The sequence below is a fragment of the Corynebacterium lemuris genome (assembly GCF_024919295.1).
Taxonomy (GTDB): Bacteria; Actinomycetota; Actinomycetes; order Mycobacteriales; family Mycobacteriaceae; genus Corynebacterium; species Corynebacterium lemuris.
In genome coordinates this window covers 20,378-34,750 of the sequence record NZ_JANWTC010000016.1, presented here as the reverse complement: position 1 = coordinate 34,750, position 14,373 = coordinate 20,378, and the positions used below count along the sequence as shown (strand labels likewise).

General features: G+C 65.7%; 11 protein-coding genes. 5 read left to right on the top strand and 6 right to left on the bottom strand.

Annotation, left to right across the window (positions count from 1 at the left end):
* Position 1: 1 nt before the first annotated feature.
* Together NYP18_RS13740 and NYP18_RS13735 are read left to right on the top strand one after the other, a co-directional pair.
* Positions 2-1,003 carry an alpha/beta fold hydrolase gene (locus NYP18_RS13740; RefSeq protein WP_259428766.1) on the top strand — a complete coding sequence of 334 codons (1,002 nt, stop codon included), beginning with the start codon at positions 2-4 and terminating at the stop codon, positions 1,001-1,003.
* A gap of 6 nt (positions 1,004-1,009) precedes the next feature.
* On the top strand, positions 1,010-1,819 hold the full coding sequence (locus NYP18_RS13735; protein WP_259428764.1) for a serine hydrolase domain-containing protein: 810 nt from the start codon (positions 1,010-1,012) through the stop codon (positions 1,817-1,819).
* Positions 1,820-1,828: 9 nt separating this feature from the next.
* Here the strand turns inward: NYP18_RS13735 and NYP18_RS13730 are convergent, their stop codons facing one another.
* From NYP18_RS13730 to NYP18_RS13720, 3 genes are read right to left on the bottom strand one after another with little or no spacing between them, the layout of a single operon-like run.
* Positions 1,829-2,788, bottom strand: a complete 960-nt coding sequence (locus tag NYP18_RS13730; protein ID WP_500784499.1) for a formylglycine-generating enzyme family protein — start codon at positions 2,786-2,788, stop codon at positions 1,829-1,831.
* A complete protein-coding gene (locus tag NYP18_RS13725; RefSeq protein WP_259428762.1) occupies positions 2,781-4,583 on the bottom strand; it encodes an arylsulfatase in 1,803 nt (600 codons plus the stop codon). Before NYP18_RS13725 ends, NYP18_RS13730 begins: the two co-directional genes overlap by 8 nt.
* Before the next feature lie 30 nt (positions 4,584-4,613).
* The gene (locus tag NYP18_RS13720; protein ID WP_259428761.1) at positions 4,614-5,726 is read right to left on the bottom strand and encodes an NAD(P)-dependent alcohol dehydrogenase; all 1,113 of its coding nucleotides are present in this window, start codon (positions 5,724-5,726) and stop codon (positions 4,614-4,616) included.
* A 172-nt stretch (positions 5,727-5,898) separates the two neighbouring features.
* Here NYP18_RS13720 and NYP18_RS13715 point away from each other — a divergent pair, with 172 nt between their 5' ends.
* The 3 genes from NYP18_RS13715 to NYP18_RS13705 all read left to right on the top strand — a co-directional run bounded on the left by NYP18_RS13715 (position 5,899) and on the right by NYP18_RS13705 (position 10,100).
* Positions 5,899-7,365, top strand: coding sequence for an aldehyde dehydrogenase (locus tag NYP18_RS13715; protein ID WP_259428759.1), 1,467 nt, complete (start codon positions 5,899-5,901; stop codon positions 7,363-7,365).
* 124 nt (positions 7,366-7,489) lie between these two features.
* Positions 7,490-8,314: a PaaX family transcriptional regulator gene (locus NYP18_RS13710; protein ID WP_259428758.1), complete on the top strand. Its 825-nt coding sequence runs from the start codon at positions 7,490-7,492 to the stop codon at positions 8,312-8,314.
* 118 nt (positions 8,315-8,432) lie between these two features.
* On the top strand, positions 8,433-10,100 hold the full coding sequence (locus NYP18_RS13705; RefSeq protein WP_259428757.1) for a (2,3-dihydroxybenzoyl)adenylate synthase: 1,668 nt from the start codon (positions 8,433-8,435) through the stop codon (positions 10,098-10,100).
* Positions 10,101-10,104: 4 nt separating this feature from the next.
* On the opposite strand, the gene NYP18_RS13700 is transcribed toward NYP18_RS13705, so the two are convergent.
* The 3 genes from NYP18_RS13700 to NYP18_RS13690 form a co-directional block, all read right to left on the bottom strand.
* Complete coding sequence (locus NYP18_RS13700; RefSeq protein ID WP_259428756.1) at positions 10,105-10,791, bottom strand: DUF1707 domain-containing protein; 687 nt, start codon at positions 10,789-10,791, stop codon at positions 10,105-10,107.
* Between the two features lie 78 nt (positions 10,792-10,869).
* Complete coding sequence (locus NYP18_RS13695) at positions 10,870-12,522, bottom strand: (2,3-dihydroxybenzoyl)adenylate synthase (protein ID WP_259428755.1); 1,653 nt, start codon at positions 12,520-12,522, stop codon at positions 10,870-10,872.
* A 51-nt stretch (positions 12,523-12,573) separates the two neighbouring features.
* Positions 12,574-14,373: a CoA-binding protein gene (locus tag NYP18_RS13690; RefSeq protein ID WP_259428754.1), complete on the bottom strand. Its 1,800-nt coding sequence runs from the start codon at positions 14,371-14,373 to the stop codon at positions 12,574-12,576.

Here is a 14,373-nt window from a genome sequence, read left to right as displayed (position 1 = left end):
TATGTTGACCGCCCTTGCACCCCTGCGCCGTTCGGCGTTGCGGCTGACGCGGAGCGGGCGGCGTCGATTAGCTCTTGAGCTCGGCGCCAGCTATTCCGCCACCCGTGAACCCGGCCTGAAGAACATCGAGCGCACCGGCACCGTCGACAGTGACGGCATTCCTGTGCGCTGGTATGAGTACGGCCCCGAATCCGCGGAGATCACGGTGCTCTTCCTCCACGGCTTCACCATCCCCGCGGAGTCCTATTACCGGCAGGTCGAGCATCTGCGCACCAACTCACCTGAGGTGAAGCTGCTGCTTCTGGATATCCGCGGCCACGGCCAGACCGGCCCCGTCCGCCCGGACCTCTGCACCATCGACGGCGCCACCGACGATGCCCTGGCTGTGCTCACCGCCCGGAACATCACCGGGAAGCTGATCATCGTCGGCCATTCCCTCGGCGGGCTGATGGCGATGAACCTCGTCCGTCGCTGTCCGGATGAGCTGCGCGCCTGCATCGCGGGACTGGTGGTCGTGGGTACCTCCATCGAGGCTTTCGCCGATCAGGGTCTGCCGCAGCTGCTGGCCTCCCCGGTGGCGGACCAGGTCTACAACGCGATTGAGTCCGCTCCTGATCAGGCGACGCAGTTCCGGGAACAGGCCGCCGGCATCCTCGCCCCGGCGCTGGCCGTCGCGATCTTCCATCGGCCCACCGACTATGAGCTCGTCCAGTTCCACGCGGCCATGATCCACGAGACACCCCTGGAGACCTTCGTCGGCTACTTCGATGACCTTCAGGTCCATGATGAGCTCGCTGCCGGACCGCATCTGCAGGGCATCCCCGGTTACGTCATCGTCGGTGACAAGGACGACATCACCCCGCTGAGCCAGGCGGAGAAGATCATCGAGGTCTGGCCCGATGCCTGGCTGCAGATCGCGAAGGAGGCGGGCCACATGATCCCGCTGGAGGCGCCGGGCATCCTCAACGCCGCGATCGACCGGCTGATTCTCCGGGTAGGCTGAGTGGGTGTGAAGGCTCTTGATCTGGTGAAGGAATGGCCCGTCGATAATTTTGCCGCGGCGGTGATTGACGGCGACGACATCCACCGGGTGGGTGACCTGGGCAAGGTCTTCCACCTGATGAGCGTGACCAAACCCTTGAGCGCCTACGGCTTCCTCATGGCGATGGAGGAGGGCGTCTTCGAACTGGACACCCCGCTGGGCCCGGAAGGTTCCACGGTGCGCCACCTGCTGGCGCACGCCTCGGGTGTCGGTTTCAAGGAGACCGACCGCGTCCGCGGGGCAGGGGAGCGGCGGATCTACTCCAACTACGGTTTCCAGATTCTTGCTGACGCGGTCTCCGAAGCCGCCGAGATGGACTTCGCCGAGTACCTCCGCCAGGGCGTGATGGAACCGCTGAACATGCAGTGGACCCGCCTGCTCGGCGAGGCCGGCTGGGAGGCCCAGGGCACCGCCCACGACCTCATCACCTTCCTTATCGAGCTGCTCAATCCCACCCTCATCCACCCCTCCACCATGGCTGAGGCCACCACCGTCCAGTTCCCCGAATTGTCCGGCATCGTCCCCGGCTACGGCATGATGAAGCCCTGCCCCTGGGGCCTCGGCTTCGAGATCAAGGGTGACAAGAGCCCCCACTGGACGGGTTCCAACATGCCGGCGGACACCTTCGGCCACTTCGGCCAGTCCGGCACCTACATCTGGGTCGCGCCGGGCACCGGCCGCGCCATGGTCGCACTCACCGACCGCCCCTTCGGCGACTGGGCCAAGCCGTTATGGGCCGAGACGAATGCAGCGATCTGGGAGGAGCTGGAGGGCTGAGCATGCGGCTTACTCTTCTCCGGAGGCGACCACCCGGAAGCTGATGTTCCCTGAGGTGGACTCCGGCGTGTTGGAGTTGCGTGCCGCGACCCGGTAGCGGTTGCAGTAGGAATCGTGGCACAGATAGGAACCACCCCGGAGCACCCGCCGCTCCCCGGACTCGGGACCGCGGGGGTCGGTGGGCGGAGCATGCCGGTAGTAGCCGGGGCCGAACCAGTCCTGGCACCATTCCCACACATTGCCGGCCATCTGCCATAGACCGTAACCATTGGGCTGGTACGTCTTCACCGGCGCAGTCGTGAGGTAACCGTCCTCGGCGGTGTTGTCATGGGGGAATCTTCCCTGCCAGATGTTGCAGTTCCACTCACCGTCCGGGTTGAGCTCATCTCCCCACGCCAGCCGCTTTCCCTGCAGGCCGCCGCGGGCGGCGTACTCCCATTCGGCCTCGGTAGGCAGGCGGGTGCCCGCCCACCGGCAGTAGGCCTGGGCATCCTCCCAGGAGACATGGACCACCGGATGGTCCTCGATGCCCTGCAGGCTCGAGGCCGGTCCGTTCGGATGCCGCCAATCTGCTCCCTTCACCGCCAGCCACCAGGGGACTCCCGCCGCCTGGTTGAGGATGTCGGAGCGCTGCCCCTGGAAGGCCGCGTAAAAGACCGCCGACACCCCGTACTGCTCAGCGGTGGTGCGGTAACCGGTCTTCTCCGCGAACAACTCGAACTGAGCGTTGGTCACAGGTGTGGTCTGCATCCGGAAGCCGTCCAGAAGCACCTGGTGGACCGGGGTTTCCCCGTCTGCTGGATACCCTTCATCATGGTGGTCACCCATGGCAAAGCCGCCGGCGGCGATGTCCACGAACTCGCCCGGTGTCCGCGCAGAGGTGACGTGGGGGAGGGATGGGGCGTCGATAAGCATCTCCCGCCTGGTGGGCGTGAGATCACCACTCGACGGGGAACAGCAGTTACTCATTATCAGTGGCTTCCGTCCCGTCCGCCCAGTCCATGGCGTACCAGTTGTCGGCAGCGGTCTGCGCGCCCGCATTGACGTCCTCGAACTCGACGACCGCCACTCCATTGTCCTCGGCGTAGCGCTCCCACTTCTCCTCCAGCTCCCGGGCGATGTCCGGGTGGTCGGCGATGACATCGAGGGTCTCACCCGGGTCCTCGGCAAGGTTGTACAGCGCATACTCACCGGTCCCGCCCATCGGTTCCGGGGTGAAGATCAGCTTCCAGTCACCGGCGCGGTAGGAGCGGTGCCCGAAGTGCTCCCAGCCGAACTCATCGTCACCGATGGTCTCAGAGGTGCCGTCCAGCAGCGGTTTCGCGGAATCACCCAGCAGGTTGCCCGCGGATCCGAGATCCGCGCCGGCATAGTCGGCGAAGGTCGGGTACAGGTCAGTGATGTGGGCGAACGTGTCCACGAGGCGGTGCTCATGGTCGCCATCCGTCGACGGTGTCTTGATGATCGCCGGCACCCGGGTACCGCCCTCGAACAGGGTGTTCTTCGCCTGGAAGTAAGGACCGGAGGACACCTGGGCGAGCGGCAGGCCGATGGACGGGAAGGAGCCCTGCTGTCCGTAGACCTCCATGTCTCCCATCCGCGGGTAAGCCTCTTCGTGCCAACCCTCCGAGCCGAAGCCGAGGTAGTTCAGCTGGGTGCTGGCTGCGGCGCCGTTGTCACTGACCACCGCGATCACGGTGTTGTCGTACTCCCCGGTCTCCTTGAGCCGGTCGATGACACGGCCGATCTGCTCATCCGCCTCGTGGATCACCGCTGCGTAGACGGCCATGCGGTAGGCCAGGTCCCGCTGCTGACCTGCGGTGAGGGAATCCCATTCGGGAGTGCCGTCCACCCACCGGATGTCCTGGGCCTGGTCGATCAGGCCCAGCTCCACCATGCGCTGGATACGTTCGTTGCGCAGGTCCTCGAAGTTCTTGTCCAGATAGACATCGAGGTACTGCTCGATGAGTTCCTCATTCTCCACGTGCAGGGGATCGTGGGGCGCGGTGTAGGCGAGATAGCCGAAGAAGGGCTGATCCGCTTCCACACTCTGATCCACCATCTGGAGCATCTCATCGGTGTAGGAACGGGTGGAGAAGAAATCATCCGGCAGCTCATCGAGGATCTCGCCGTTGCGCTCGTGGATGACGGTATCGACCGGCTCCACCGGCCTGTCGAAGAGACGATGGCCGTCGGAGAAGTAGGAGGCGCCGGCGTCATAGAGCGTGAAGTTCTGATCGAAGCCAAGGTCCTGCGGGGTCTGGCCCTCGTCCCCGCCCAGATGCCACTTACCCACCTGGTAGGTGTCGTAACCGTTGTCACCCAGCAGCTCGGCGATGCCGGTGAAGTCTCCTTCCAGACTGCCCTTGTATCCCGGGGTTGTCTCGGGGACTCCCGGCGGGGTCAGGCCCTCCATGGAGCCCAGTCCGACCTGGTGCCGGTCCTGTCCCGTCATCAGCGAGGCGCGGGTCGGGGCGCACAGGGGAGTGGTGTGGAAGTCAGTGAACTGGGCACTGTCCTGTGTCAGAGCAGCCAGGTTCGGAGTCTCCACCTCGCCGCCGTAGGGGCCCAGGTCGGAATATCCCAGATCATCCATGAGGATCATCATGATGTTCGGCTGGTCCTGAGTCTGAGCGGTTGCGGTGGACGCGGAATCCGAGGAGCTGGCGCAGCTCACCAGACTGGAGCCGAGGAGGGCGGAGACACCCAGGGAGAGGCCGGCCAGTGCCAGGCGGGAGGGCCGGTTCTTGTGGGAGGGCTTCATGTACTTCAACTTTCAGTGCGGGGGATAGGGTCAGCGGGACAGTCGGACGATCGGCTTGATCACGGAACCGTCGGCGGAATCCTCGAAGCCCTGGTTGATGTCCTCCAGCTCGTAGTGCTTGACCAGCTTCTCGAAGGGGAACTGGCCCTGCTTCCACAGCTCGACCAGACGCGGGATGAACACCTGCGGTACGGAGCTGCCCTGGATGATCGTCTTGAAGGTCCAGCCCTGGATGAGGGAATCACCGATCTCGAAGGGGACCTCGGTGCCGGAGGCGGTGGCGGCGATGGTGGCCAGGGTGCCGCGCTTGGCCAGGGACTTCGCCGCCCGGGTTAGCAGGGCCGGGATGCCGGTGGTGTCGAGGATGTTGTTGACGCCCTCCCCGCCGGTGATCTCCATGAGCTGGTCGATGACCACCTCGGCGTCGCGGGAGTTGATGGTGTGGGTGGCGCCGAGTTCCTTGGCCAGCTCCAGGCGGGAGTCGTGGATGTCGAGGGCGATGATGGTGGTGCAGCCGGCGATCTTCGCGGCCATGATCGCGGCGCTGCCCACCGCACCGGTGCCGAAGACAGCCAGGGAGGTGCCTGGGTCGGGCTTGAGTTCGTTGAGCACGGAGCCGGCGCCGGTGTTCAGGCCGCAGCCGAGGACACCGACGATGTCGAGAGGGGCGTCCTTGTCGATAACGATGAGGCTTTCCTGCACGACGTTGGCGTGGGTGGCGAAGGAGGACTGGCCGAAGAAGTGCGAGGAGATCTGCTCACCGTTCTTGGACAGGGAGGTGGAGCCGTCGCGGCGGCGGCCGCCGAAATCCTCGGCGAAGACGTGCAGGCAGTAGGCGGGGTTGCCGGAGCGGCACTGGGTGCAGGTACCGCAGTAGGCGGCACCGAGGACGACGTGGTCGCCGACCTCGACGTTGGTCACGGCCGAGCCGACCTCCTCGACGACGCCGGCCCCTTCATGGCCGAGGACAGCCGGAATAGGGGTGGGGTAGATGCCGTCACGGACCACGGCGTCGGTGTGGCAGATACCGGTGGCCACGATGCGTACGCGCGCCTCGTTGGGCTTGAGGCCATCGAGATCGATGTCGTTCTCAATGGTGAGGGGTTTGTTGTGTTCGCGTACGACGGCTGCGGTGATCTTCATGGTGGATGTCCTTCCGGAGGTGAATGGGACGGCTTGAGGGGCAGAGACATGACCCTCTTACGTGCCGTGGTTCACACTCTAGATAAATATGTGATGTAACGCTAGGGTATTCATAAACGTGTTAAGTGTTTCACGTTGACCGATCTCGATACCTGCAGAAGGAAGCCCCCTCATGACCATCGCCTTCCCCATGACTTGCCAGCTCATCATCGACAACTCGCCCCGATCCGCTTCCGACGGTGCCACCTTCGACCGACTCCATGCCCAGGAGGGGCACCCCATCACCACCGGTGCTGCTGCAACAGTTGATGACGCAATTGCTGCTGTTGAGTCCGCTTCGCAGGCCTTCCCGGCCTGGGCGTCGACCGGCCCGACCGAGCGTCGTCGCATCCTGCTTAAGGCTGCTGACCTTCTTGAGGAGCGCGCTGAGGAATTCATCGCCACCATGATGGCCGAGGTGTCCGCCTCCCCGGACTGGGCCGGCTTCAATGTATTCCTCACCACCCAGGTGCTGCGGGAGGCCGCCAGCATGGCCTCCATGCTGCTCGGCGAGACAATGCCCAACGACCGCGGTGTCCTGTCGATGACCGTGCGCCAGCCTGCAGGTGTCGTGCTGAGCATGGCACCGTGGAACGGTGCGGGTGTGCTGGGCATGCGCGCGCTGGCTTACCCGATCGTGTGCGGCAACACCGTCGTGTTCCGTGCCTCCGAAGGCAGCCCCCGCACCCACCAGATGCTGGTGGAGGTGCTCATTGACGCCGGTCTGCCCGCTGGTGTCGCGAACTTCGTGACCAACGCCCCGGAGGATTCCGATGAGGTCGTCGAGGCGATGATCAAGCACCCGGCCGTGCGCCGCATCAACTTCACCGGTTCCACCCACGTGGGCCGCATCATCGCTGAGAAGGCCGGGCGCCACCTCAAGCCGGTCCTGCTCGAGCTCGGTGGTAAGGCACCACTGGTCGTGCTCGATGATGCCGACGTCGACGGCGCAGTCAACGCCGCCGTCTTCGGTGCTTTCATGTACCAGGGGCAGATCTGCATGTCGACCGAGCGCATCGTCCTCGACGAGAAGATCGCCGATGAGTTCATCGAGAAGTTCACCGCGCGCGTCGCCGAACTCAAGGCCGGCGACCCGATCGAGGATCCTTCGGTGCAGATCGGCTACGTCTACCAGCCGCACTCCGGTGACCGGATCAACGCCATGATCGATGACGCCCTGGAGAAGGGCGCGACCATCGCCGTCGGCGACCGCGCTGACCGTGCCGCCCACCGTCCCACCGTGGTGGACCACGTCAAGCCGGGGATGCAGATCTACAAGGAGGAGACGTTCTCCCCGATCACCACGATCGTGCGGGTCAACGGCTTCGACGAGGCGATCGCCACGGCGAACGACACCGAGTACGGCCTGGCCGCCGCCGTCCACGGCACCGATTCCTTCCGCACCCTCAAAGCCGCGATGGCCATTGAGGCCGGGCACGTCCACATCAACGGCGCCACCGTGCAGAATGACGCCAACGCCCCCTACGGCGGCATGAAGGCCAGTGGTTACGGCCGTTTCGACGGCCGCAGCGTCATCCGCGAGTTCACCGAGGAGAAGTGGATCACCATCGAGGACCCGAAGCAGCAGTACGCCCTCTAGGCTGCTGACGCTGATCCTGCTGCCCGGTGCGCCCCACACAGTTGGGGTCACCGGGCAGTGGCATCTTCGGGGTGGCGGGTGATCGCTGCATATGCTTGACAGCTGACGTGAAGGAGAGATGGGGATGAGTATCGGCGAGGCCATGCGCACCCGGGAACTGGTGATGGATCTCTATGGTGACTACCTCCGTTACCTCGGGGGAGAGGCACGGCTCGCCGTGCTGACTGAGTTGCTCGGAGTGTTCGATATCGAGCCTGCGACGGCCCGGGTCACCCTGTCCCGCATGAAACGTGAGGGGTGGTTCGAGACTCGGCGCTACGGCCGGGAGATCGCCTACCTGGCCAGTGGGAAGATGATGAACACCCTGGATGAGGGGCGGTCGCGGATCTTCGAGCCGGCTATCGCTCCGTGGGGCGGGCGCTGGACCATGCTCCAGATGACCACGCCACCGACCGGCAAGGAGGAGCGTCAGAAGTTCCAGAGGATGCTCTCCTGGCGCGGTTTCGCGCAGCTCCATGAGACGACGTGGATCTCCCCGCGGGAAGGGCGGGAGGAGATAATCCGTTCGTGTTCCCGGCGTGGCTGGAAGGCGGATGTCTTCACGTTCTGGACCGGCGATCTGGACCGTGACCGGGAGCTGGCCGAGCGATGCTGGGATCTCACCGATCTGCATGAAGGCTACGGGCGGTTCGTGGAGGCGTGGGAGCTCTGGTCCCGCCGCGATCTGACAGAGGTGTCGGGAGATGAGGCGTTACGGGCCCGGGTGCTGCTCGTCCATGAGTACCGCGGGCATCTGTTCAGCGATCCTCTCCTGCCCCGTGCCCTCTGCCCGGCGGGATATGCGGGAGCCGAGGCCTTCCGGGTCTTCGTGGACATCCACCAGCGGCTTTCTGACCTGGCGACTGTGCGGGTCTCCGATCTGGTGTTCCCGGAGGGGGAGGGGATGTAGCGGGGACAGCGGGAGAGAGAACAGGCGGGCAGCCTCCCTCCGGGGACAGAAGATGGTTTGATCGTTCTTGAGGCTGTGATCGAGACAACATTTCCGCATGGATCCTGGAGGAGACGTCATGAGCACCCATTCACGCCGAGGTATCACCCGCTGGCCGGAGGCGGTGGAAGAGCATTATCTTCAGGTCGGGGTATGGGAAGAGCAGACGATCCAGTCCTTCATCCGGGAGGCTGCGGGGCGGGTGCCGGACAAAGAGGCCTACTGCGACGCTTCCAACAACGTCCGTTTCACCTACCGGGAACTCGTCGAGCATGCCGATCACGCGGCGGCTGGTTTCCTGCGGCTCGGTCTGGTTCCTGACGACCGGGTCATTCTGGCGCTGCCCAACGGCTGGCGTTTCGTGCTGGTGCTACTGGGATGCCTCCGCGCCGGGATCATCCCGGTGATGGCCTTGCCAGCGCACCGGCATCATGAGCTCTCCGCCATCGGGGAGAAAGCGGAGGCCCGGGCGATCTTCTGCGCTGATGAGAGCAGGGGATTCGATTATCAGGAGCTGGCCGGGGAACTGAAGGAATCTGTGCCGGGCCTGGAGTGGGCCTTCATCGCCGGTGACGCCCATGCCCCGAACATCAGCCTCGATGATCTGCTGCTCCATGAGAAGGCCAGCCTGGACGAGGTGGCACAGCTCGATGAGCGTGAAACTGGGGGAACGGATCCGGCACTGTTCCTGCTCTCCGGTGGGACCACCGGGGTACCGAAGATCATCACCCGGACGCACAACGACTACGTCTACAACATCAAAGCGTGTGCGGAGGTCGCGGGGCTCAGTGAGGAGTCCGTGTATCTGGCCACCATGCCGGTGGCCCATAATTTCCCGCTCGGCTGCCCCGGAATACTCGGAGCGCTGTTTGTCGGAGCCCGGGCCGTCACACTGGGCAGCCCGGCCCCGGAGAAGGCTTTCCCGGTGATCGACGCCGAGAAGGTCACCATCACCGCAGCAGTTCCGGCAGTCGCACAACGCTGGATCGAGTACGAGGAAGACAATGCCACCGGTCTGCTGTCCTCCCTTGAGGTGCTGCAGGTCGGTGGGTCCCGCATGCCTGACACCCTTTCTGCCAGAGTCGGACCTGTGCTCGGTTGCACGCTGCAGCAGGTTTTCGGGATGGCGGAGGGCCTGATCAACATGACCCGGCTCGACGACCCGGCAGAGATCATCACCACCACGCAGGGGCGACCGGTGTCGGAATACGACGAGATCCGGATCGTGGACGAGAGTTTCCAGGACGTGGCGGTGGGGCAGCGAGGGGAAATCCTCACCCGCGGTCCTTATACGCCGCAGGGCTATTACGCGTCGCCGGAGGCGAACGAGAAGTCCTTCCAACCGGGCGGGTGGTACCACCCCGGTGATGTGGTGGAACTGGGGCCGGGCGGCAACCTCATCGTCCACGGCCGCAACAAGGACATCATCAACCGTGGCGGGGAGAAGATCTCGGCAGAGGAGATCGAGTCACTGGTCTACCAGCTGTCGCAGGTGAAGCTTGCGGCGGTCGTTGCCATGCCTGATACGGACTATGGAGAACGGATCTGTCTCTATGCCGTGGTGGGGGAGGGGCAGACACTGACGCTGGAGGAGGTCCGCGAGCATCTTCTGAACATCGGTGTCGCCGGCTTCAAACTCCCCGAGAGGCTTGTCCTTTCCGATGGTCTCCCCATGACGAAGATCGGAAAGGTGGACAAGAAGGAACTGAGAAACGACATTGCCGCCCGACTGGAGGCCGAGCAGTAGTGGATCACCCCCCGAACAGTTTGTTCCACATGCTGTTCGGGTCCGGCACGGCTTTGGTGATCACCTTCAGGCTGCTGCCCCGGATCGAGCCGGTGAGTACCACGCGTGGAGCGTTGGGGTGGGGCTGGCTGGTGTCGATGGTCATGCTCGACCAGGTGTCGCTGAGCCGGTTCTCCACGTAGACCCCCGGCGGGACGATGATCTCGATGGTGGCGATCGTCGCCTGGATGTCGAAGGTGCACACGGGCGCCTGGGCCTGCGCCTGGCGCAGGTCCAGCTTGAGGGTCGCGCCGTTGAGTTTGAAGCTGGAGTACTCCGGCACCGTCCATACGCCGGTGCGCTTGACCTCACCCATCGTGGACACCACCGGCTGATTGTGTGCCGGGATGGGGCGGTGCTGCGCACCGGGCTGGGCCATCGGCATGGGCTGCGGCGGCTGCGGTGTCAGTCCCGGGACCTGTCCGGGATAGTGCTGCGGCAGGTTCTGGTGCGCCTGCGGCGGCTGCGGCGGATGGTACGTCAGGTACTGCGCGCGGATGCGGTCCAGGACGGACTTGTCGTGGGTGGACCACACCACTTCCGTCAACTGGTCGAACTCCTCGAACTGGAGACGCCCAGCCCCGACCAGACGGGTCAGGTCGGCGTGGAGCTGTTCGCGGTCCTCATCGCGCGGGGGTACGGGTCGGTTCATGCTGGAGTTCACCCTGCCCACGATACCGGTCCTGCCTGCGGGAGGAAACGTCGCTCGGGGCCGCGGCGGCGCTGTCAGTCATTGCTGTTCGGCGGCCAGTTTCGCGGCGATGTCCTCACGGAGGGCCTTCTTGTCGATCTTCCGGATCTTGGTCATGGGCAGCCGGTCGACGACTTCGAGGCGCTCGGGGTGGTTGTGCGTGGCGATGCCCACCTCCCGCAGGTGCTCGCACGCCCGGTCCAGCGTCAGCGTTGCTCCCTCTGTGACCACGGCGTAGAGGCAGACCTTCTCCCCGTAGACCTCGTCCGGCATGGCCACCACAGCCAGCTGTTCAATCCCGTCGAGCTGGTAGAGGAGGGATTCGACCTCCTCCGCGGAGATCTTCTCCCCGCCGCGGTTGATGATGTCCTTGTCGCGCCCCTGGACCACGAGGTTGCCGTCGGGGCGGCGGACCACCACGTCACCGGGGCAGTACCAGCCGTCCATGAAGGATTTCTCGTTGGCCTCGGGGGCGTTGAAGTAGCCGCGTGGGGTGTAGGGGCCGCGGGTGAGCAGCAGGCCGCTCTCCCCGTCGGGCAGGTCCTTGCCTTCGTTGTCGACGATGCGTACCTCGTCGTGAGGACTGACAGGTCGGCCCTGCGTGGTGGTGATGATCTCCTCCGGGTCATCGAGCCGGGTCATGTTGATCAGGCCCTCCGCCATGCCATAGACCTGCTGCAGGGTGGCGCCCAGTACCGCCGGGACGCGGGGAGCGAGCTCGTCCGGCATGCGCGAACCGCCGACCTGCAGCACCTTGAGGGATGAGGTCTTGCCGGTACGGTGTTCCGCCTCATGGGCGATCCACCGCTGGGCTACGGCGGGGACCACGACGGCGGTGGTGACCTGTTCCTGCGCCATGGCCTCGAAAACCTTGACCGGGTTCGGTGAGGGGGCGAGCACGGAGGTGGCGCCGGCGGTGAGCGCACCGAGGACGCCGGGGCAGGCCAGACCGAAGTTGTGGGTCAGCGGCAGCGCGGCGAGCTGGACATCATCCGCGGTCAGTCCGGCGACCTCGGAGCACACCTTAATGTTGTAGGCGTAGTCGTTGTGGGTGCGGGTGATCAGCTTCGGCAGGCCGGTGGTGCCGCCGGAGAGCTGGAAGAGTGCGGGCAGGAGCGGGTCGATGCTGAGCCCGTCGAGCTCCGCGGTCTGCGCGGGGCTGAGCTCGAGGGGAGCGAGCAGTGCGTCCAGGGAACGGGCGTGGGGGCCGTGGTCGCGGGCGATGAAGCTCCACTCCAGCAAGTCGACCTCCTGCTGCAGCTCCTGCGCCAGGGGGCGGAAGTCGAAGTCACGCCAGGTGTCCATGGTGAACAGGGCCCGGGCCTGCGAGCGGCTGCTGATGTGGGTGAGTTCGTAGCGGCGGTGGCCGGCCAGCGCCATGACGGGGATGACCCCGGTGCGGAAGCAGGCCAGCAACAGGACCACCAGCTGCCAGGAGTTGGGCAGGACGATGACCACCCGGTCCTGCTGCCGGAAGCCGAGTTCCCGCATCCGCCAGGCGGCGGCGTTGGCGCGGTCGATGACCTCGCGGTAACTCAGCCGGGAGCCGTCTCCGGTGTCGACCAGGGCGGTTTTCTCAGGTGAGCTGCGGGCGGTGTCCTCGATGTACTGGAACAGGTTGCGGTCCTGCCACAGTCCTTCCGAGCGGTAGCACTCGACCAGTTCCTCCGGCCACGGAACCATGCCCGTCATCTGTGTCTCCCACCTTCCCGCGGCTCACCCGCGTTTGTTGTTCTGTCTTTTCTACCCCACCGGCTGCAGGGCCGGCTGGCGCAGACCCGTCACCTGGAGGGCACCGTCGGCGGTGGCGACCAGGTCCACGGAGATGGTCTCCGCCTGCTCGTCGGCCTCCAGCGCGGCGGCGAGAGCGGCGAGCAGCTTATCTGCGCCTGCCGCATCCACCTGACCGTTCTCCCCGCGCAGCAGCGCCGCGCCGCGGAGCTCGCCGAGCATCTCAGCCGCCAGGCCCTCGACGATGGGGGCCACGCGGACGGACTCGTCACCGAGACCCTCACCACCGAAGCCGAGTGCCACGGTCACACCGAAGATGTTATCCCGGCGGGCCTGTGCGATCAGGCGGATGCCGGTGGCGTCCTCATCCACGGTCAGTCCCAGGGCCGCGATGTCCTCGATTCCGGCCAGCGCCTCGGCGGTGACGGCGGGGCGGTTCTTGAGGAACTGCGCCCGGGCATCCTCGGCCAGGGCACGCAGGCCCACGGCCAGTGCGGTCGGCCCCAGCACCAGCGGGACATTCTGCTCCACGGACTTGGCCGCGGCTGCACCGACGGTGTCCACGGTGCCGTCGATGGCGGCGATGACCGGGACGTCCTGCACACCGGACTCGATGAACTCGGTGGTCAGGTTGAGGGTCTCCTCGACGATGGCGAAGGCACCGATGGCGTCGATGTTGTCGTCCTCACCAACGGCGGCGATGACCTCGCGCAGGCCCGGTGCCGGGCGGCCGGTGTCCACCGGGTTCTTCATGTGGGTCATCGGCGGCAGCATCGAGCTGATCTTCTCGAAGGGGCCCTGCGCCAGCTCCGGCAGCTTAATGCCGTCGCTCTGCAGGCGGTCGGCGATGATCATGCCTGGTCCGGCCTGGCCGGTGACGAAGGCGACCTTCGGCTCGGCCTTGGGGGCGATGCGGCGCGCGGAGAGGGCGACGGCGGCGTCGGCAAGCTCCTGCTCGGTGTCCACGACCACGGCACCGGCCTGCTCCAGGATGGAGCGGGTCAGCTGCCAGGAGGTGTCCAGGGAACCGGTGTGGCGGCGGGCGAATTCCTTGATGTCGGTACGGCCGATGACCAGTGCGACGACCGGCTTGCGGGTGGTGGCCTCGCGGATGGCGTTGATCAGGCGCGGGCCGTCCTCGACCTTCTCGATGTGCAGCGCGATGACCTCGGTCTGCTCATCCTCGGTGAGGTACTCCACGACCTCGGTGGCGGTGAGGTTGATGGCGCCGCCGATGCCCAGACCCAGGCGGATGCCGCGGCCGGAACGGTGCAGGTTGTAGCAGGTGGCCAGGTTGACGCCACCGCTGGAGGAGACGACGGAGATGTTGCCCGCCTTCAGCTCCTTCACGCTGGGTACGAAGCAGGCCAGCAGGTCCTCGCCGGGCAGGAAGAAGCCGGAGGTGTTCGGGCCGAGCAGGCGCATGCCGGTGTCCTCGAGAGCCTGGAGCAGCTCCTCCTCGATGGCGTCACCGGGGCCGCCGGCCTCGCTGAAGCCACCGGAGCAGACCAGGGCCGCACCGACGCCGGCTTCGGAGGCCTCACGCAGTGCCTGGGCGGTGGGGGCCGCGGGGACGCAGGAGATGGCCAGGTCCATCGGCCCCTCGGCGGCGACGGCCTCGGCGACGGAGGTGTACAGACCCTCGCCACCGCGGGGGTTGATGCCGACGACCGGGCCGGGGAAGTCCACCAGGGACCTCATCATGATGCTGCCGAGCTTATCGGGGTTCGCCGAGGCGCCGATGACGGCGATGCCGCGCGGCTGGAACAGCGGCCTGAGGTTCTCGGTCACGGACTGGGTGTTGTTGGTCAT

Bases quoted from the DNA above. Each gene is read 5' to 3' on its own strand.
- NYP18_RS13740 (WP_259428766.1), top strand. From the start codon at position 2: ATGTTGACCGCCCTTGCACCCCTGCGCCGTTCGGCGTTGCGGCTGACG.
- NYP18_RS13730 (WP_500784499.1), bottom strand. From the start codon at position 2,788: ATGAGTAACTGCTGTTCCCCGTCGAGTGGTGATCTCACGCCCACCAGG.
- NYP18_RS13725 (WP_259428762.1), bottom strand. From the start codon at position 4,583: ATGAAGCCCTCCCACAAGAACCGGCCCTCCCGCCTGGCACTGGCCGGC.
- NYP18_RS13720 (WP_259428761.1), bottom strand. From the start codon at position 5,726: ATGAAGATCACCGCAGCCGTCGTACGCGAACACAACAAACCCCTCACC.
- NYP18_RS13715 (WP_259428759.1), top strand. From the start codon at position 5,899: ATGACCATCGCCTTCCCCATGACTTGCCAGCTCATCATCGACAACTCG.
- NYP18_RS13710 (WP_259428758.1), top strand. From the start codon at position 7,490: ATGAGTATCGGCGAGGCCATGCGCACCCGGGAACTGGTGATGGATCTC.
- NYP18_RS13705 (WP_259428757.1), top strand. From the start codon at position 8,433: ATGAGCACCCATTCACGCCGAGGTATCACCCGCTGGCCGGAGGCGGTG.
- NYP18_RS13700 (WP_259428756.1), bottom strand. From the start codon at position 10,791: ATGAACCGACCCGTACCCCCGCGCGATGAGGACCGCGAACAGCTCCAC.
- NYP18_RS13695 (WP_259428755.1), bottom strand. From the start codon at position 12,522: ATGACGGGCATGGTTCCGTGGCCGGAGGAACTGGTCGAGTGCTACCGC.
- NYP18_RS13690 (WP_259428754.1), bottom strand. From the start codon at position 14,373: ATGACCAACAACACCCAGTCCGTGACCGAGAACCTCAGGCCGCTGTTC.